Source organism: Nocardia sp. NPDC059228, from assembly GCF_042754245.1.
Taxonomy (GTDB): domain Bacteria; phylum Actinomycetota; class Actinomycetes; order Mycobacteriales; family Mycobacteriaceae; genus Nocardia.
On record NZ_JBHZAL010000035.1, the window covers coordinates 46012 to 65850 of the forward strand.

General features: G+C 65.5%; 15 protein-coding genes and 2 pseudogenes. 8 read left to right on the top strand and 9 right to left on the bottom strand.

Going from position 1 to position 19839, the window contains the following annotated elements:
• Positions 1-14 precede the first annotated feature (14 nt).
• The 4 genes from ACFXKA_RS35255 to ACFXKA_RS35270 all read right to left on the bottom strand — a co-directional run bounded on the left by ACFXKA_RS35255 (position 15) and on the right by ACFXKA_RS35270 (position 5036).
• A complete protein-coding gene (locus ACFXKA_RS35255; RefSeq protein ID WP_379430627.1) occupies positions 15-2417 on the bottom strand; it encodes a bifunctional salicylyl-CoA 5-hydroxylase/oxidoreductase in 2403 nt (800 codons plus the stop codon).
• A gap of 7 nt (positions 2418-2424) precedes the next feature.
• Positions 2425-2916 carry an acyl-CoA thioesterase gene (locus ACFXKA_RS35260; protein ID WP_379430628.1) on the bottom strand — a complete coding sequence of 164 codons (492 nt, stop codon included), beginning with the start codon at positions 2914-2916 and terminating at the stop codon, positions 2425-2427.
• Positions 2913-4529 (bottom strand): AMP-binding protein, encoded by a 1617-nt coding sequence (locus ACFXKA_RS35265; RefSeq protein WP_379430629.1) that lies wholly within the window; start codon positions 4527-4529, stop codon positions 2913-2915. The genes ACFXKA_RS35260 and ACFXKA_RS35265 overlap by 4 nt, the downstream gene beginning before the upstream one ends.
• 102 nt (positions 4530-4631) lie before the next feature.
• Positions 4632-5036, bottom strand: coding sequence for a RidA family protein (locus ACFXKA_RS35270; RefSeq protein ID WP_379430630.1), 405 nt, complete (start codon positions 5034-5036; stop codon positions 4632-4634).
• 177 nt (positions 5037-5213) lie between these two features.
• Here ACFXKA_RS35270 and ACFXKA_RS35275 point away from each other — a divergent pair, with 177 nt between their 5' ends.
• The 6 genes from ACFXKA_RS35275 to ACFXKA_RS35300 all read left to right on the top strand — a co-directional run bounded on the left by ACFXKA_RS35275 (position 5214) and on the right by ACFXKA_RS35300 (position 12921).
• A complete protein-coding gene (locus tag ACFXKA_RS35275; RefSeq protein ID WP_379430631.1) occupies positions 5214-6080 on the top strand; it encodes a fumarylacetoacetate hydrolase family protein in 867 nt (288 codons plus the stop codon).
• Positions 6080-6517 carry a cupin domain-containing protein gene (locus ACFXKA_RS35280; protein WP_379430632.1) on the top strand — a complete coding sequence of 146 codons (438 nt, stop codon included), beginning with the start codon at positions 6080-6082 and terminating at the stop codon, positions 6515-6517. Before ACFXKA_RS35275 ends, ACFXKA_RS35280 begins: the two co-directional genes overlap by 1 nt.
• A gap of 110 nt (positions 6518-6627) precedes the next feature.
• Complete coding sequence (locus ACFXKA_RS35285) at positions 6628-8238, top strand: phytoene desaturase family protein (RefSeq protein ID WP_379430633.1); 1611 nt, start codon at positions 6628-6630, stop codon at positions 8236-8238.
• A 111-nt stretch (positions 8239-8349) separates the two neighbouring features.
• Positions 8350-9120: a cyclase family protein gene (locus ACFXKA_RS35290; RefSeq protein WP_354845758.1), complete on the top strand. Its 771-nt coding sequence runs from the start codon at positions 8350-8352 to the stop codon at positions 9118-9120.
• Positions 9121-9133: 13 nt separating this feature from the next.
• Entirely contained in the window at positions 9134-11299 is a 2166-nt protein-coding gene (locus ACFXKA_RS35295) for a thiamine pyrophosphate-dependent enzyme (RefSeq protein ID WP_379430634.1), read from the top strand.
• A 47-nt stretch (positions 11300-11346) separates the two neighbouring features.
• Complete coding sequence (locus ACFXKA_RS35300) at positions 11347-12921, top strand: indolepyruvate oxidoreductase subunit beta family protein (RefSeq protein ID WP_379430653.1); 1575 nt, start codon at positions 11347-11349, stop codon at positions 12919-12921.
• A gap of 48 nt (positions 12922-12969) precedes the next feature.
• On the opposite strand, the pseudogene ACFXKA_RS35305 reads toward ACFXKA_RS35300, so the two are convergent.
• The 4 genes and pseudogenes from ACFXKA_RS35305 to ACFXKA_RS35320 form a co-directional block, all read right to left on the bottom strand.
• A pseudogene (locus ACFXKA_RS35305) lies at positions 12970-13200 on the bottom strand (IS5/IS1182 family transposase); the annotation flags it as partial.
• A gap of 19 nt (positions 13201-13219) precedes the next feature.
• Positions 13220-13642, bottom strand: a complete 423-nt coding sequence (locus ACFXKA_RS35310) for a flavoprotein (protein ID WP_379430636.1) — start codon at positions 13640-13642, stop codon at positions 13220-13222.
• Between the two features lie 66 nt (positions 13643-13708).
• A complete protein-coding gene (locus ACFXKA_RS35315) occupies positions 13709-13921 on the bottom strand; it encodes a hypothetical protein (RefSeq protein ID WP_354845929.1) in 213 nt (70 codons plus the stop codon).
• A 69-nt stretch (positions 13922-13990) separates the two neighbouring features.
• Positions 13991-14905: pseudogene (locus ACFXKA_RS35320) on the bottom strand (nitrilase-related carbon-nitrogen hydrolase); the annotation flags it as partial.
• Positions 14906-15086: 181 nt separating this feature from the next.
• Between ACFXKA_RS35320 and ACFXKA_RS35325 the strand changes: the two are divergent.
• Positions 15087-15854 carry a WD40 repeat domain-containing protein gene (locus ACFXKA_RS35325; RefSeq protein ID WP_379430637.1) on the top strand — a complete coding sequence of 256 codons (768 nt, stop codon included), beginning with the start codon at positions 15087-15089 and terminating at the stop codon, positions 15852-15854.
• 89 nt (positions 15855-15943) lie between these two features.
• Here the strand turns inward: ACFXKA_RS35325 and ACFXKA_RS35330 are convergent, their stop codons facing one another.
• The gene (locus ACFXKA_RS35330; RefSeq protein ID WP_379430638.1) at positions 15944-17110 is read right to left on the bottom strand and encodes a lipase family protein; all 1167 of its coding nucleotides are present in this window, start codon (positions 17108-17110) and stop codon (positions 15944-15946) included.
• 670 nt (positions 17111-17780) lie between these two features.
• Here ACFXKA_RS35330 and ACFXKA_RS35335 point away from each other — a divergent pair.
• Positions 17781-19232 (top strand): alpha/beta hydrolase, encoded by a 1452-nt coding sequence (locus ACFXKA_RS35335; RefSeq protein ID WP_379430639.1) that lies wholly within the window; start codon positions 17781-17783, stop codon positions 19230-19232.
• The last annotated feature ends 607 nt before the right edge of the window (positions 19233-19839 follow it).

Here is a 19839-nt window from a genome sequence, read left to right on the forward strand (position 1 = left end):
CTGCGTGAAAGTCCTCAGCGACTCGCACCGACGTCCGGCTGCCAGCGGCGCCGGAGGGTCGTTGCCCCTGCAGCAGCGCGGATCAACTGAAGACGAGGGGGCGGACCATCGGTGCGACCGCTGGGCGGTTTGCGGTTGCCAGCGCGGAAGGGCGCGGGCCATTCCGCCGCCTCACCGACATACTGCTGGTCCACCGCGGCGTGCAGTGTCCACTGCGGATCCCACAGGTGAGCACGGCCGATCGCCACCAGGTCCGCACGCCCGGCGAGCAGGACCGAATTGACATCGTCGTAGGAGGAGATGGCACCCACCGCCACCACCGAGATGCCGTGGGGCACACCGACCTCCTGCCGGATCCGGTCCGCGAACGGCGTCTGATAACTGCGCCCGAACGCAGGCTTCTCATGCTTGACCACCTGGCCGGAGGACACATGCAGCACATCGGCTCCGTGTTCGGCGAACGCACGAGCGATCTCGACCGCGTCGTCGACGGTGTTGCCCCCCTCCGCCCAGTCGGTGGCCGAAATGCGGACCGACAATGGCCGAACCGCGGGCCACACCGCTCGGATCGCGTCGAAGACGCGCAGCGGGAAGCGTAAACGGTTCTCGAGTGAGCCGCCGAAATCGTCGGTGCGCTGATTGGCCAGCGCGGAGAGGAAAGAAGACAGCAGATATCCATGCGCACAGTGCAGTTCGAGCAGATCGAACCCGGCGCGAGCGGCCGCCTGGCCCGACCGGGCGAACTGTTCGGTGATCTCGTCCATCTCCGCGCACGTGATCTCGCGCGGGGTGCGACTGTCGGGTCCGTACGGGATGGCCGACGGGGCGACGGTGTCCCAGCCGCCGGTGTCCAGCGGGTCGTCGATGCCCTCCCACATGACCTTGGTGGCGCCCTTGCGGCCGGAATGCCCCAGTTGCACACCAATCTTCGATCGGGAATTGGCATGCACGAAATCCACGATCCGGGCCCACGCCCGCTCTTGTTCGGTGGTGTACAGCCCCGCGCAACCGGGCGTGATGCGCCCCTCGGGCGACACACACACCATCTCGGTCATGACCAGCCCGGCGCCGCCGAGCGCCTTGCTGCCCAGATGCACCAGGTGGAAATCGGTGGGCACGCCGTCGACGGCGGAGTACATGTCCATCGGCGAGACAAGGATCCGGTTGGGTAGCTCGATTCCCTTGAGCCGCAAGGGATAGAACATGGGCGGACGAGTTTCGTCGCCGATCACCGCGGCGTTCTGCGGCGTATCGTCCTGGATCGAGAGGTACCACCCGTCGATCCGGTTCACGAATCCGTTGTCACGCAGCCGCAGGTTGTCGTAGGTGATGCGGCGACTGCGCGTGAGAAGATTGAAAGCGAACTGATCCGGCGCTTGAGCGGTGTAGTTGCCGATCGCTTCGAACCACTCCAGGCTGGCCTGGGCTGCCCGTTGAATGGACTCCACGACGGGCCGTCGTTCCTGCTCGTACTTTTCCAGGCCAGTTGCGACGGAGTCGTTTTCGTGCAGACAGGCGGCGAGCGCGAGGGCATCTTCCATGGCCAGTTTCGTGCCCGAGCCGATGGAGAAGTGTGCGGTATGCGCGGCATCGCCCATCAGCACGACATTGCCGTGCCGCCACGTCCGGTTGCGGACCGTGGTGAAATCGATCCACCGCGAGTTGTTGGCCTGCAGACCGTGGCCGTCCAACTCGTCGGCCAGGATCTCCGCCAGTAGCGTGATGGACTTCTCGTCGTTCTCGCCGGGCAAGAACGCGCGCTCGGCGAACACATCGAAACCGGCTTTCCGCCACACGGATTCGTGCATCTCCACGATGAATGTGCTCTGCTCGGCACTGAACGGATAGCCGTGTACCTGCATGACCCCGTACGGGGTGTGCTTGATGAAGAACTCGAATGCCTCGAACACCCGGTCGGTGCCCAGCCACATGTACTTGTTGTGCCGCCGATCCAGATCCGGGCCGAACATATCCGCGAAACGGGTCCGCACCACGGAGTTGAGACCATCGGCCGCAAGCACCAGATCATGGGTGGCGGACAGCTCCTGCACATCCGGCGCGAGCGTGCGGAAATGGATGGTGACACCCAGATCGGCGCATCGCCGCTGCAAGATGCGCAGCAACTCCTTGCGGCTCATCGCCGCGAACCCCTGGCCGCCGGAGGTGCGGACCTCACCCCGGTAGTGGATATCGATGTCGCTCCAGCGGGCGAATTGCTCGCTCATCGCACGATAGATCTCCTCGTCGGCATGCTCGATGCCACCGAGGGTCTCGTCGGAGAACACCACACCGAAACCGAAGGTGTCGTCGGGAGCATTGCGCTCCCAGATGGTGATGTCGTGGGTGGGGTCGAGTTGTTTCATCAAGGCGGAGAAGTACAGCCCCGCGGGCCCTCCGCCGATCACGGCGATACGCATGAAAGCCTCACACTCTTCGGGTCGAAGTCGGTTCGAATTCAGGTGGCTGCCGGTTGGACTCGGCCGAGCCGAAGTCGGGCAGCGGGGCGCCGCGTAAGGCCGCGGCAATGTTGTCGGGCCATGGCATCGAGCCCCGGTCGGCGTTGGGCACATGGGCGGCTGTCAGGACGCCGCGGGCCGCGATCGTCGACGGTTCCGGCAGTGACGGCTGGGTCACCGCGGGGATCCTGGTGATGATGAAGTCGTACCGGAGCGAGGATCGGCCGACATTGCCCACCGACAGGCTGATGGACGCGGTATCGCCGAACCAGAGGCGCTCCAGGTAGTCGACTTCGTATCGCACTCGTGGAATACGGCCGAACAACCAGCGCAGCCCGATTCGGTCGAGCAGTGCGGCTTCGGCCGCCTCCACCCAGCGCACGACCGTACTGTGGTGGTAGTGCCCGGCCGCATCGGTGTCCTGCCAGTCCACGACACGCTCGATCGCGATGTCGGTCATCGCGTCCCCCAGTTCTCGCGCACCTTGAACCGCTGTAGCTTGCCGCTGGGATTGCGGGGCAGACTGTCGACGAATTCGATACTGCGCGGGTACTTGTACGGTGCCGCAGTGCTTTTGGCGAAGTCCTGGAGCTCCCGAGCCTTCGCCGCGTCGCCCGCGACGCCCGGCCGGAGCACCACCGCCGCGTGTACGATCATGCCTCGGTCCTCATCGGGAACACCGATCACAGCACTCTCGACCACATCCGGGTGCTGGTCGAGGACTGCCTCGACCTCCGGTGCACCGATGTTGTACCCGGCCGAGACGATCATGTCGTCGCTGCGGGCGTGGTACCAGAAGTAGCCGTCGGCGTCGCGAGTGTAGGTGTCGCCGGTCATATTCCAGCCCTTGCGCACATACTGACGCTGACGGGAATCGGCCAGATACCGACACCCGGTTGGTCCCTGTACCGCCAGCCCGCCGGGAGTGCCGTCCGGTACCGGATTGCCATCGTCGTCCTGGATCTCGGCGCGAAATCCGGGCACGATCCTACCGGTGGAGCCGGCGCGGATGTCGTCGTCAGCCGCCGAGATGAAGACATGGAGCAGCTCGGTGCCGCCGAGACCATTGATGATCTTCAGCCCGGTCCGTTCGTGAAACCGCTCGAAAACGGCTTCGGGCAGATGTTCACCGGCCGAAACGCACCGGCGCAGGGATTTCAGGCGCTCCGGATCGTCGCGCTTGATCAAAGACTTGTAGGCGGTCGGCGCGGTGAAAAGCACTGTCACCGAGAACTTCTCGATCGCGGCGACGAGCGCATCCGGATCGGGTTTCTCCAGCAGCACGACCGACGCTCCGACAGATAGCGGGAAGGTCACCAGCCCACCGAGGCCGAACGTGAATGCCAAGGGCGGTGTCCCGATGAAGACATCAGCGCCGTGCGGTCGCAGCACATGTGCGGAGAAGGTGTCCGCAATGGCCAGCACGTCGCGGTGGAAGTGCATGGCGACCTTCGGCATTCCGGTCGTACCCGAGGTCGGCGCGAGCAGCACCACGTCGTCGGCACCGGTCCGGACATCGGTGTAGGCGACCGGTTTCGCTGCCGCCCTGCGGATCAGGTCATCGTCGCCCGGCCCGCCGACCGAGGCGATACGCAAGGCCGTGTCGGCCGCGGACAGTTCGTCGAGCAGCCGGTGATCACAGAGAGCCAGCGCCGGGCGGGTCAGCTCGATCAGTTTGGTCAGCTCGGGAGCACGCAGCAGGGGCATGGTGGTCACCACCACCCCACCCGCCTTGACGACACCGAACCAGCAGGCAACCAGCCACGGGGTATTGGGGGCGCGCAACAGCACACGGTTCCCGGGAACCAGGCCGTAGTCGTCGGTCAGCACATGCGCAATCTGGTTCGCACGATCGAGAAGATCGCCGTAGGTCCACGTTTCGGACTCTGTGTGCAGGCAGGGCCTGGCCCGGCCATGGACCGCTACCGTCGCATCGAGCAAGGCGCTCGCGCAGTTGAGTCGATCGGGGTAGTTCAACCCTGCCAGGTCGAAGACCAGATCGGGCCAGTCGGCTTCGGGCGGGAGATTGTCCCGGCAGAAGGTGTCTTTGTGGGCGGAGGGTGTGAGCGTCATGCTCGGCCCTTTCGAACTGGTGAGGCCACTACAATCTCATTGCTTCCGGTTGACCGCCGTCGATGTCGCGCCATGTTCCGAGGCCGCACCGAGCCGGCGACATCAGGCCGGTTCGGAGCCCAGCGCGGCTACGGCCTGAATCTCCACGAGCGCTTCGGGTTGCCAGAGCGCGGTGACACCGATTCCGGCCATCGCCGGGTACGCCTCGCCGACCAACTCGCGCCAGAGCCGGCCGATTTCCTTGGCGTTGGCCTGATAGCCGGGAATGTCCAGCAGATAGATGGTCACCGACAGGAGATTCTGGGGCTTTCCGCCCGCAGCCTCGAGCGCCGCGATCACATTGGCCAGCGCCTGCCGGAACTGGGCGACGATCCCGCCGTCGACGATCGTCCCCTCGGGTGTCAAGGCAGTCTGGCCCGCCAGGTGAACGATGTCGCGAAACCGCGTGGCGTGGGCGAACCCGGAGGGTTTCGCCAGCTCGGGCGGATTGATGTGGTCGACGAGCATGATCGCCTCTTTCTCACGGAGACCCACCGGGCGGCGAGTTGATTCGAAGTGGGGGTGGCCCGAACCACGATATGGTGTTAGCTTGATTGCCGTCAATAGAACGCTATATACGGGCTCGCGCTCCTGGCGTTCGAAGCCGCCGCGGGCAACCCGGCCGAATTCCTGGAGTCTCCAGCGATGCGTTTGCGAACAGTTCTCCGCGACGACCACGGCAGTCGCGCCGAAGTCCGCGCCGACGGACAGTGGTACGCGACGGCGGCCGCCGACGTCGGCGCACTGCTCTCGGACCAGAACTGGCGCTCGGTCCGACCGCTGGCCGGCGCGCAGCCGCCACCCGGGCGGGCGGCGCCGGTCGTGACAGCGCCGACCAAGATCGTGTGCTGCGGCCACAATTACCGCGCCCACATCGCCGAGATGGGTCGATCCGCGCCCGAATTCCCTACCCTCTTCGCGAAATTCGCCGACACCCTCACCGCCTGGGACGCCGACATCGCCCTGCCCGGCCCGGCCGAGGCGGTGCTGTTCGACTGGGAGGCCGAACTCGCGATCGTCGTGGGCGCCACCCTGCGCCGCGCAGATCGCGACACCGCGCGGGCAGCCATAGCCGGATACACCGTCGCGAACGACTTCTCGGTGCGCGACTGGCAGCGGCGGACTTCGCAGTGGTTGCAAGGCAAGGCATTCGACGCCACCACTCCACTGGGTCCCGATCTGGTGACGCCCGACGAGGCCGACCCCACCGATGGCCTCCGCATCGTCTGCCGAGTCAACGGCACCGAGGAGCAGGCCGGCACAACCGACGACCTTGTCTTCGACCCGGCGACCCTGCTGTCGTACATCTCCGCGTTCACCGTGCTGCGTCCCGGTGACGTCGTATTGACCGGAACCCCGGGGGGTGTCGGCATCGCGGCGGACCCGCCGCGCTACCTGCGCGCCGGCGACGTCGTCGAGACCGAAATCGAGGGCATCGGCCTGCTACGCAATCGAATCACCCTGTCCCCCAAGGATATCGAGCCCGCCCAGCGGGACGGAAAGGAATCATGATGACCAGCGACTCCACCATCCAGGTCGCTCCGATTGTCACCAGAGCCGGCGCGGAGTACACCGAGACGGCACAGTCCGGTGGCGCGGTGCGCGTCTCGGGCGTGAGCCCGCAGCACACCCCGGCGACCAAGATCTGGTACGGCAAGGTGACCAACGAACCCGGCTACCGATCCTTGCCCCATCACCACGGCGAAGCCGAGACCGGCGGCTATGTCCTCACCGGGAAGGCACGCATCTACTACGGGGAGAACTATCAGGAGTACGTCGACATGAGCGAAGGCGATTTCGTCTTCGTGCCACCGTTCATGCCGCACGTCGAGGTGAACATGAGCACCACCGAGAAGCTGGTCTGGCTGACCTGCCGCACTCCGGACAATATCGTTGTCAACCTGCCCGATGTCGACGATTCCGTCCTGGTCGGATACCGGTGGGCGTGAGATTCGAGCTCGGGTCGCACCATCGGCCCGGGCCATCGGACCGCACGATCCGGACAGATGCCGCGCGCAGCGTATAGCCGAGCACGTGCCGCAACCCTACCGTGCGTCCTATGACCGACATCACAACCGAAGCCGACGCGATCATCGTAGGCTCAGGTGTCAACGGCCTGGTGGCCGCGGCCGAGTTGGCACTGGCCGGCTGGTCGGTGCAGTTGCTGGAGCGTAATGCGGAGATCGGCGGATTCATCGCCACCGAGGAACGCACTCTTCCCGGCTACCGACACGACACCTATTCGTCCTGGCATCCGTTGTTCGTCTCCGGCGCCGCCTATGCGAGCCTCGGACCCCACCTGCACGAACACGGACTCGAATTCCGCAACACCGAAGAATGGGTGACCGCCAGCGTTGCCGATGACGGCCGCGTCACCATCGCACACCGCGATCCGGAACGCACCGCCATGGAGTTCGCCGACCCCGCAGACCGAACCGCATATCTCGCGATGCTGGCCCGGCTTGCCGCGAATGCGGCACCGATCGGCGGACTGATGGATGCCGAACTGCGCTCGCCGTCCACGCTCCGACCGCTGGCCGGTCTGATCCGCGGTGGGCGACGCGGCACCGAAGACTGGCTGCGGATGGCGCTCAGCAGCGGTCGCGGATTCGCGCGCCGCGAGTTTCGCGGCCACGAGGTCGATCACCTCTATGCCCCGTGGCTACTGCACGCCGGTCTCTCTCCGAACCATGCTTCGGGCGGACTGATGATGGCATTGCTCGCGGCCACCCTGCACGGGGCCGGACTGCCGGTGGTTGCCGGCGGATCCGGCGGGCTGCTGACGGCGTTCGAGTCGCTGCTGCATTCCCTCGGCGTAGAGGTGCGAACGTCCACCTCGGTGGAGCGGATCCTAGTGGACCACGGCCGAGCAATCGGGGTCGTCGCCAATGGCCACGCCACATACGCCCGCCGCGCGGTGCTCGCTTCGGTGACGCCAACCGCCTTGTACGACAAGCTGTTACCACCTGACGCGGTGTCATCCACCATCCGCTCCGAGGCTGCGACCTTCCGCTACGGCCGCGCGGAAATGCAAGTCCATGTCGCCTTGTCGGCGCCGCTGGACTGGACCGATACCCGATTGCGGAACATTCCGTTGATTCACATGTCCGATGGATCCGACAGCACCGGAATCGCCTGCGCCGAGGCCGAAGCCGGGCTGCTCCCCCGCCGACCGACCGTCGTCGTCGGCCAGCAGTACCTGCTCGACCCCAGCAGGGTGCCGGACGGTGCGGCCGCACTCTGGCTGCAACTGCAGGAAGTCCCATTCGCACCGGTAGGCGATGCGGCCGGAGCGCTGGACACAACTCATGGCTGGACTCCGGCGCTGGCACGGAGTTTCGCCGATCGGGTCTTGGCGCGAATCGCCACCCACGCCCCCGACCTTCCCCGGAAACTGCTCGCGGTCGACGTCATCACCCCGGCCGATTTGGCCGCACACAATCCGAATGCCGTCACGGGCGATCCCTACGGGGGTTCGTGCGAATTGGACCAAAGCTACCTGTGGCGCCCCCTGCCCTCCGCCGGACGGCACGAGACACCCGTGTCCGGATTGTGGCAGATCGGCGCATCCACGCATCCCGGCCCCGGCTTGAGCGGCGGATCGGGACACCTCGTAGCGCGAACGCTCACACGAAATCGCAAGCTGCGCAGACTGTTCCGCACACGTTGAACAGCGCCCCGGTGGACTGCGCCGGCCGGACAGCCGCCGCGTGCAGCGGATAGCTCGGCCCGACCGGCCGCACCAGACTTCGAAACCAGTTACCTCACTACAGGAGCCACGATGTCTCTGCTCAACGCCGTCATCGAAGCGACCCGCTCCGGCGCTGTCGACATCATCGATCTCACTACTCCGTTGCAGGAGTCAACCCCGATCCTGCAGCTGCCGCCGCCGCTGGCCAACACCGTCCCGTTCCGGCTCGAGGAGATCAGCCGCTACGACGACCGCGGGCCCGCCTGGTACTGGAACAACATCCACACCGGCGAGCACACGGGCACCCACCTCGACGCACCGGTGCACTGGTTGAGCGGCCGTGACGGACACGATGTCTCACAAGCCCCGATGCGCACACTGTTCGCGCCCGTTGCCATGATCGACATGACCGCTGAGGTCGCGGCCGACCCGGAATTCCTGTTGGAAATCGATCACATCCGCCGCTGGGAGAAAGAGCACGGACCGCTCCCGGCGGGCGGCTGGCTACTCTATCGGACCGGATGGGAATCCCGAGGTGAGGATGCCGCCGCGTTCACCAATGACGGCCACACACCCGGCGTTTCCGCCGCCTGCGCCGCATGGCTGGCCGAAGAGTCCGCACTGACCGGACTCGGCGTGGAAACCGTCGGCACCGACGCCGGCGCGGCCGCCGGGTTCGAACCGCCCTTCCCGTGCCACAGCCAGCTACTGGGCGCCAACAAATGGGGCCTGACCAGTCTGCGCAACCTCGCCCGGCTGCCCGCCACCGGCGCCCTGCTGATCGTGTCCCCGCTGCCGATCGTCGGCGGGTCCGGCAGCCCGGCACGGGTGCTCGCGCTCGTCGAGCGCGACGCCGGATAAGGGAGGGAAAACCATGGCGGAACGGTCTTTTGCGAACGAGGTCGGCACACTGCGCCAAGGCTCCGGCACGACCCTGCACGTGGAGGGAATCCTGGCCGTCACGAAGGCGCTGCTGCAGTCCGGCGTCGCCTATGTCGGCGGCTACCAGGGCGCACCGATCTCCCATCTCATGGACGTGCTCGGCGATGCCAAGGCCGTACTCGACGAGCTCGGCGTCTATTTCGAAAACAGCGCCTCGGAAGCTACCGCGGCGGCGATGCTGGCCGCATCGGTGCACTATCCGCTGCGTGGCGCGGTGACATGGAAGTCAACCGTGGGCACCAACGTTGCTGCCGACGCCCTGGCGAATCTGGCCAGCGGCGGCGTCACCGGCGGAGCACTCATCATTCTGGGCGAGGACTACGGCGAGGGCTCCAGCATCATGCAGGAGCGTTCGCACGCCTTCGCGATGAAATCGCAGATGTGGCTGTTGGATCCGCGGCCGAACATCACCGCGATCGTGGACGCGGTCGAATCCGGCTTCGAATTGTCGGAGGCGAGCAACACCCCTGTGTTCTTGCTGCTGCGGCTGCGCTCTTGTCACCTGCACGGAGCGTTCCAGGCCGAAGACAACAAGCGGCCTCCGATGACGGTCACCGAAGCGACCCGGCGGCCCACTCGCGACGTGAGTCGAATCGTGTTGCCGCCCGCCAGCTTTCAACATGAGAAGGAGAAGATCGAAAACCGGTGGCCTGCCGCGGTGAAACACATCCGCGACCACGGGCTCAATGAGGTGTTCGGCGATGACCTCGCCGACGTGGGAATCATCGTTCAAGGAGGGCTGTACAACACCCTCAATCGCTCGATGGAACTGCTCGGATGCTCGGATGCGTTCGGCAACACGCGGGTACCGCTGTACGTGATGAACGTCGCCTACCCGGTGATCGACGAAGAAGTCATCGAATTCTGCACCGGCAAGCGCTCGGTGCTACTGATCGAAGAAGGCCAGCCCGACTTCATCGAACAGAACATCAATGCCATCCTGCGCCGTGCCGGCATACCCACCGAACTGCACGGCAAGGACATGCTGACCATGGCGGGCGAATACACCTCGCTGGTCGTCACGCGTGGAGTGCACAGCTTTCTCAGCAGCTATCTGCCCGAGGTGATCACTGCCGAACCCGCGCTGCTGCGCTCGGCCGACGATCCGGCCAGCCCGTTCGCCGTCCGGGTCGAGCCGCACACTGTGCGGCCCCGACCGCCCGGGCTGTGCACCGGATGCCCGGAGCGACCCATCTTCAGCGGATTGAAACTCGCCGAACGCGAAACGGGCGAACATCACATCAGTGCCGACATCGGCTGTCACTTGTTCTCGATCAACGCGCCGTTCGATCTCGGGGCGACAACCATGGGCTATGGCCTCGGTTCGGCGGCTGCGGCGGCGCTGAACTCGAAGGGCTCCGACCGCCGAACCATCGCGATGATGGGCGACGGGGGCTTCTGGCACAACGGGCTGAGCAGCGGCGTCGGCAACGCGGTGTTCAACAAGAACGACCAGCTACTGGTAGTCGTCGACAACGATTACGCGGCCGCCACCGGAGGTCAGGACGTGCTCTCCTCGCACGCCGACCTGCCGACCCGCTCCACCAAACACCCCATCGAGAGGGCCGTCCGCGGCATCGGTGTCAAGTGGGCCAAGACAATAGACAACACCTACGACGTCACCACCGTGCGCGACACCTTCGTCGATGCGCTCACCACCGATGAGGCAGGGCCGAAAGTCCTTGTCATGCACAGCGAATGCCAGCTCAACCGGCAACGACGTGAGAAGCCGCAGCGGGCACAGGCATTGCGGGCCGGGGAACGGGTGGTCCGCGAACGTTTCGGCGTCGACCCCGAGACCTGCACCGGTGATCACGCCTGCATCCGGATCTCCGGCTGCCCGTCGCTGACCATCACCGACAACCCCGACCCCATGCGCACCGATCCGATCGCGACCGTGCTCGACAGCTGCGTCGGATGCGGAGTGTGCGGCGCCAACGCGCATGCGGCCGTGTTGTGTCCGTCCTTCTACCGAACCGACGTTGTCTACAACCCCACCCGGCGCGATCGCATGCTGGCCCGGCTGCGCACCTGGTGGATCACCATGCTCGCGCGCGGAATAGAGCGCCGCGCCGCCGGATTCGAGGTAACACCATGACAGGCTGGTACAGCGGACAGCGCCCCATAACAATCGCGATCCTGGCCATGGGCGGCGAAGGCGGGGGCGTACTCGCCGACTGGATCGTGGAAGTCGCCGAGTCAGCTGACTACTTCGCCCAGACCACGTCTGTGCCCGGTGTCGCCCAGCGCACCGGATCCACCGTGTACTACGTCGAGCTGTTCCCACCCTCCCCAACCGGCCACACCACCGGAACCGGACGCAGCGAACCTGTGCTGAGCGTGTTCCCCACCCCCGGTGAAGTGGACATCGTGATTGCCTCCGAGCTGATGGAAGCGGCCCGCGCCGTCCAACGTGGTTTCACGACACCAGATCGAACCACCCTGTTCACCTCCACCCACCGGGTGTATTCGATCGACGAGAAGATGGCTCTCGGCGACGGTCGGGTCGACAGCGCGACGCTGCTGGACGCGGCCCGGCGCGGATCGAAGCGACTGATAGCGTCCGACTTCATGGCAGTAGCCGACCACCACCGCAGCGTCATCAGTGCGGCGCTGTTCGGCGCAGTGGCCGGATCCGGCGTATTACCGTTCACCCGAGAACAATTCGAAGAGCCGATTCGCGGCTTCGGCAAAGGCGTCGAACAGTCCCTGCGTGCGTTCGCCGACGGCTTCAGCGCTGCCGCCACACCGACAGTCACCGAACCCCCGATCCCACCGCGAACTTCACAGCCAGTGGAATTGCCCCTTATCCCCCGGCCGCTCACCGCCGCCGAGCGGAAGACACGAGAAGATCAGCGCCGCAACGAAATAGCCGCGTCCGACCCGGGAGCTCTCGTCGGCCCCAAACTGCGGAAGCTCGCGGAGACCGTCGGAGATCTCCCGCCTGCGGCGCGGTCCATGATCCTGCACGGCCTGGTCCGCACCGCGGTATATCAGGACACTTCGTACTCTCGGCTATATCTGAGTCGCGTAAGGGAATTCGCGGCAGTAGATCCAGATGCCGAGGGCAGCGCGCTGCTCACCACCGAAGCGGCCCGGCAGATCGCACTGTGGATGTGTTATCAGGACACCATTCAGGTTGCGCTGCAGAAAATCCGGCGACACCGCATGGATCGCATCCGCTCCGAGGCGCGTGCCGAACCGGACCAACTGATTCAGGTCCGCGAGTACCTCCACCCACAGATCGACGAGATCACCGACACCATGCCGGCTCGAGTCGGCTCGGTCCTGCGCCGCTCCAGCACATTCCAACGGCTGGTTCGAAAAGTGACCCGCCGAGGCATGACCGTCAACACCAGCTCGATCACCGGCTACACCGCCCTGTCGATAACGGCCCGGCTTCGCCCTGTGCGCCCTCGATCGTTGCGCTATCAGCGCGAACAGCAGGCCATCAACGAATGGCTGAAAGCAGCATCAACCGCTGCCCTACTCGATGCCGACCTCGCTCGCGAGATCCTCGAATGCCAATGTGTGCTCAAGGGCTACGGCGCCACCTTCGAACACGGCGCCGACAGTTTCGGACAACTCATGCACGCTGCCCACAAACTGATCGGGCACCCTGATGCAGCCGAACGACTCTCGAAGCTTCGGGCGGCCGCGCTCGCCGATGACACCCATACAGCTCTGACCATCGAGCTTGCTGCGGCGATGCCCAGCTGACAATCCTCTGAAGGCAACGCGTCGGGCATCTGCGCACGACCGGCGCGTGCCTGGGTCGTCGTAATCGTGGGCTCGGCATCGCGTGTCGACGAGTTCCGCGGCCCCGGTAACCTGGCGGCCGACCCGGCAGATCGCCGCAATCGATTGCGTCATCGTGTCCTGAGTGGCGACCGCTTCGAGTACTACCGAATCCAACGGGCGACGTATCTTGTCTTGCAGCACACCGGTTTCGACGGCCACCTCATGCACGGAACCGAAGATTCGATTCGGCCGATCCGAAACCTTACCTATGCCCGCGTCACCCCTGAGTACAAGGACCTGGCTCTGCCCGGCTTCGGACGTGGATCAGATTCAGCGGCGCCACACGCACTGCCAGCACCAGGGGCCGGCGTTCCTTCAGCACGACGTCCGCCGCCGGGTCTGCAGGTTGTCGCTGTTTCCGGTGGCCACCGCCGCGAGTGCGCGCTGAACACGGCATCACGGCCAGACCCAGGGCCTGAAAGGACTCCGACGATATCGAGGCGGACAGATGAGCGGGGGTGGTGGACGACGTCGGCCAACAGCGAGACGTCCTCGACCGGGCCGCCGGTCTCCAGCTGGCCGCAGCGCCGCGCTCCGTGCGTGAAGACCAGATGTGTCTCCACCGTCGCGGATTCGGCGAGCGCGCGCAGCAGGGCGATACCTGGTAGCGGTGCGCTCCAACCGGATCCGCCCACGACAATGCGGGGCTTGTGGGGAGTGAAGACCACGTTCTTTCGGCCGCGGTGGTGATAGGTGAACAGCGAGGCTACGTCCGCCACCTGGCCACGACGGCGTCCATGTCGCCGTCGCCTGGCACGGGGATATGGCGCGCACCGGGAAACCGGTGTGCGGGTTCGGTATACGCGCGTTGTTGTACCAGACGAGCGATATTGGCCCGGTAGATGTCGTCGACCGCGGCGTTCCGCCCGGGCTCACGGTCGAGCCAGAGATTGGCCGGATGGATCGGCCGGTCGTACATGCGCTGGAACAACTCAGTGCGAATGTCCTTGAGCCAGTTGGAGTTCAGATTCATCATCCGATACTGGCGGAGCGCCTCGACATCCACCGGCGCGGCAATGATCGCGTTGGCGCCCGACGACACCCGCCCGATCACCTGACCGTGATAGTCGACGATGTGCCCATTGCCGCCGGCGATGTCGACGGGATGCTCGGCGGCGGGGCTCGAGTAGACCGGCCCGGTATTCGGGCACACCATGTACACCCCGTTGAAGTGCGCGTGCGCCCGATTCTGCAGCAGCCAGGTGCCTCCAGCGTCCGGACCGGCCGCGGTCATCGGCACGGCTTCGCTGGGTCGGTACACCACCTCCGCGCCGTTGAACGCCAGGGCCCGAACAGCTTCCGGGTACTCGCCGTCGCTACAGCACAGCGTGCCGATATTGCCGATGTCCGGGGTCCGCAGCACCGGATAGAAGGCGTCGATGCCGTCGCCGAACAGCTCGACCCACCGATCGTAGACATCGTGCGGGGTGCACGAATGCTCCCGGCACCACACGTGGTTCTTGGCGGCCCGATGGACGATCTCACCCTGCGGCGAGATCACCACCATCACATTGAAGTACCGGTCCGCGATGACCTCGGGCCAGCGGGCCTTGCACTGGACGATGAGGTAGGTCTCGTACAGCCGGGCCAACGCAGCGAGACGATCGGTCTCCGGGCCGGGTATATCGATGAAAAGCTCTCTGGCGCATCGGCTGTGCGGCAGATCGAAGATCTCGTCGGTGAAGCCGGTGAGAGCCCCTTCGGCCAGAGCGACGAGTTTCACCGGCAGGTTGATGCCGACGACCGACACCGCCGCATGAATGGTCTCCTCGATCGTGTCGAGGTTGCGCGCGATGTGGTCGCGCGCCCCGATGCCGTGAACGATGGTCGACAACCCGACCGCCAGATACGGTGCGACCGGTGCTGCCCCGGCGGCTCGACCGGTCATTCCGCGCCACTGCATTCGATAGCGGCGACCGCTTCCGGCATGTCCGGCGCGAGCGTTCGCACCCGCCCGTCGGTGATGATCGTGTTGGTCATCGTTGTCCTCCACTGCCGACCGTTGTGTCCTGTCCGCACAGCGTATCTCATGTTTTCTCCAAATGGAGAAGTTTTAGTTTCTGGACACAGACACGATGAGCTCTATGACGACACCCTCGGCATCGGTGACGGGGGGCGGCGGGCCAGCGGTAACAAACCGGGCCAACGTCTTGTTCGACACCCACCGCGACGACCTGGAATTCGGCTGCCCCGCGGCCGTGGCGCGCGGAGCCGGGCCGGTGATGACTTCTTTGAATTGGAAACAGTCCGCTGGTCGCACCCGCCACCCGGTGCGGGAGCGCGCCGCTACCCCGGACAGCCGCCGGGTGATCTCGGTGAGCTCAGACTCATTGCGCACCTGGGACACTCACACCCAGCAACCGATCTCCGCGGCAGTCAGTCCGGACGGACACTACATCGTCACAGGCGGAGCAACCGGCCTGTTGCGGCGAGACGCCGACACCGGCAAGCCGATAGGCGAGCTGATGAAGGTTCCCGAGATCGGCTCCCACCAAGTGACCTTCACGCGCGACAGCCGCTACATCATCTCGAGCAGTTATCAGACGATCCGGCTCTGGGACACCGAGTCCGGCCAAGCAGTCGGCGGATCGCTTCACGGCCCGCTGCTCCAGATCTACTCGGTCGAAGTCAGCCCCGACAATCGTGCGATCATCACCGACGGAATCGACGGCTACTGGCTCTGGCCGGGCCCCATCGACCTGGCCCGACGAACTGTGCGCCAAACTCTCCACGAACATGAGCCACCGGGATTGGAACCGGTGGGTATCCCCGGACATCGACTACATCACGCTCTGCCCGGCCCTCCCCGTCCCAACCAACCAAGTGCCGACGCCGTCGATGAGCGCGGCTGAACGAATTCCAGGCCGCTCCTCAAAGCTCTTGCGCTGCTTCACCATTACCCACGCGCGGTAGCTATGGCGCGAACCGGGTGAGCCGGTGCTTACTCCACCACACACCCCGCGGCTTGTGGGGTGCCTGCGAAGCGGTCGGCGAGGAAGTTCATGCCGCCGAGCGCTTCGCCCGCGGCGGCTCCGATGTGCGTCGGGAACAGCGAGTGGATCGCGGTGAGGGTGGCGCCCAGAGCGCAGTACGTATCGACGAGGGCGGTGTAGCCGGCAACGGGGATCTTCTCGTCGGCGACGCTGTGGTACAGGTACAGCGGGGTGTCGGGGGCGGTGCGGCCGAGTTCATTGGGCAGGGCGGCATTGCGGAAAGCGGGCTGCGCCAACAGGTTCGGGACTGTGGCCAAATCGTCGACGTGGACATCGGAGTATTCCTGGGACAGATCCGCACCACAGCCGGAGGTGCCCGCGGCAAGCAGCGCGCGGCGGCCCCGGTCGTTCAACAAGTCGGCCAATCGGGAGGCGGGTTCGTTGCGGGCCAGCCCGAGCAGGATCAGTATCGCCCCCGCGGCGCTGTCGGCGCGTTGTGCGACGGCCGGGAGATCGGTGGGGATTCCGCCGGCGCTGGTGCCGACCAACTGCACGTCTGGTGCGTATTCCCGACGCAACTGTGTGGCCCACAGGGTGGCGAAGGCTCCGGCCGAGTATCCCCAGGCGCCGACCGGGCTCGAGGCATCGATGCCGGCCGGCGAGAACGACCGCGCGGCCCGGATTCCGTCCAGAACTCCACGCCCGGATGTCACGCCGTCGAAGAGCCGGGACTGCGGCCCTTCGTAGTCGCTGGCCACGACGGCCCATCCCCGCAGCAGTGCGTCCGCGATGAACGGCGCATCCTGCATGGCGCTCGCCATGTCGTTGTCGCTCCCGCCACGCAGCGTGACCGACGGCGCGCACCGGGTGTCGAGACTGTTCTCGGGTACCTGGTACGACAACACCGGGCGCGGCCCGTTCCAGGGCACCGACGGCACCAGCACCGTGGTCACGTTCAGCTGCGGATTCTCTTCGGAATCGGTTGTGCGATAACGCAATTGCCATGCAGACACCGGTACCGGCAGACCGAGCAGTGAGATCGTCCGCGCTCCGAGTACCGCGCCGTTCGGATGTGACGCGAGATCGGTGGGTGCGGCATAGAAGGGATCGTCACCCGGGGACAGCGAAGCGGCTCGCGCGGCCGGCATCGACAATGCGGCCGGCAGCACGATCATGGCGAGTGTGAGGGCCGCAAGCCATCGCAGGCCGATCCGCCACCACCTCACTGGTTGCCCGGACGTGCCGCCAACCAGCGGGCCGGGCGTATCGGTTGCCGAATACGCTGTGCGGCAAGCCTTTTTCCGATATGTCGACAACATATGCTGGGATTCCATCACGCCTCCCGCGTCCAACCATCCGACGCGCAGGCACTCGGGGGCCCGCACAACCAGTCGTACCAATTCGAGATCTAGGTCACGGTAGCATAACGATCCCGCATCTGCAGCTGTGATTTCCAGCGACGGTCAGTACGGCGGAGAAGCTCGCCGGACCGAGCGGATGCGAGCGTGGCTGCCCGGTCTCGACGCGGCGGGCTATTGCCCGGCATCCGCCGCTATTGCGCCGGTCCGTGAGCCTTTCATGTCGAGCGCCCGGTAAAACCACATGTAGGAGGCGCAAACACGATGCGACCGGGCAAGCATGTGTGACGTTCCTGAGAATCACTGCCTCGCCGAGCCGGTTTCAGCAAACGGCAGTAGGGTGCTGGTCCGAGACCCCGAAAATGGCTGTGCGGCGGAATCAGGGATGCGTACACGGAGGTCACGGGCAGGAGATTCGATGCCGACAACATGGTTACGATGGCTGGTTCTGGGAGTCATCTCGGCAGCTGCATTCGCCACGTTGCCCATGGGACCGGCAAGCGCCGATCCGGTCGACGACGACATCCCGAGTGGGCTGGAGTCGTTCTATCACCAGCCGCTGGACTGGACGCCGTGTAACGATGCGGTGCTCGACGGTGCGGGGGCTCAGTGCGCGGGCGTTGTCGTACCGCTCGACTACAACCGACCGGACTCGCGCACGCTGACCGTAGCGATCTCGCGTATCCCGGCGACCGACCCGGCCCGCAGGCGCGGGATCATGCTGTCCAACCCCGGCGGTCCCGGCGGTCCGGGCCTGAGCATGATCGCCGACCTGCGGGATCGGCTCACACCGGATGTCCGCGCCCGGTACGACCTGATCGGTATGGACCCGCGCGGTATCGGCCGATCGGACCGAATGAGTTGTGCGCTGCCGCTGCCCAGCATGTTGTTCTCGGCCGGCTTCGACGCGTTCGGCTACGCGCGCGACGCCACCCTGGCCGCCGCGTTCGCGGCTTCCTGCGTAATGCCCGATCCCGAGAAGGCTCGGTCCATCACCACCCGCAATACCGCCCGCGACATGGATGTCATCCGTAGCGCATTCGGCGAACGCGAGCTCAACTATTACGGCGACTCCTACGGCACCTACCTGGGCGCGGTGTACACGCAGATGTTCCCTCAGCACAGTGACCGGATCGTGCTGGACAGCGCCATCGACCCGGACCGCTACTGGATCGGCACCTACCAGGACATGGGCGCCGTCAACGAGGCCGGGCTCGACGACTGGGCGATCTGGGCGGCCCGCCACGACGCCGACTACCACTTCGGCGACAGCGGATCGCAGGTCCGGGCCTTTGTCGAGGACCTGATCCGACGTGCCGCCGCGCATCCGGTCATCGGCAACGGCTATCTCATCGATGAACACACCGTTCCGATGATGCTGCTGTCGCTGTTGTCGAATCCGAAGAAGAACACCAGCCTCGCCGAGCTCGTGCGGACCCTGTCCGACGCAGTGACCGGGCTGCCCGTCGACATGGAGCAGCTGAAAGCGAAGGTCAGCGGCCCCGTTCCGCTCGATGCCTCGGGCATGGCCGCGGTCATGTGCGGCGACAAGGCCGCACCCCGGGATCTGGCCTGGTATCGCCGCAATATCGAAAGCGTCCGGGCAACCCAACCGGTGTTCGGCGCGTTCGCCAACAACATCACCGCATGCGCGTTCTGGCCGGACCCGGTCGAGCCACCCACCGCCGTGCACAACCCGACACCAGCCCTGATCCTGCAGGCAACCCGCGACACCCGCACCCCCTACCAGGAGGGCCTTGCGTTGCACCAGGACCTGACAGCGTCACGAATGGTCACACTGGCAGACACCCGCGTTCACGGCCTCCTCGGCTCCAACCTGAGCCATTGCGTGAACGAGGTCGTCAATACCTACTTCCGTGACGGCACCCTCCCCGATGCCGACCTCACCTGCCAACGCGACACCAACAATCTCCCCTGACCCGACCCCATGATTTCGGTCTGGACCGAAATCATGGGGTCAGGTCACAGCCGCCCACCGCGAGAGCTTCATGCGGGACTACTTTGCTTGGTCGCTGATCCGAAATACCGGAGACCTCACCTACATGCGAACGTGGGCAACAGCTTTCACCCACCACACACTTCGAGACACTTCCCAGGTCCAAGCGCCGGGGCGGCCAGGAATGCGGCGTCACCCACAGGCACCGGTTTGGCCACTGTCGGAATCGTTGTGTCGGCACGTCCAGATCCTGGATATCGAGCAGCAATCAAGAATCAACCAGACCGGGGCAGCCCCCGCCGCGCCGAACTGCGAGGTAGGTCTGCAGTGACGTTGTGTCGCCGCGTGAACTCGCTCCGTAATTGAATCGGTCACCCGACTGAGCCGCATCGAAACACACTGTCCATCATCTAGTTTCGCGTGTCCGGCGCTGTCAGGCTGAGTGTGAGCAAGCAGCCCTCATCGACCAATCCTCCATGCGCGGTGGATAGCAACCCGACCGGCTGGTAGAGACCAGTCGGGCGTTGTCCCGACGCGACATCGATCCGCTCGTGGCACGGCGATTCCACGTTGTCGGACGCGATCCGGG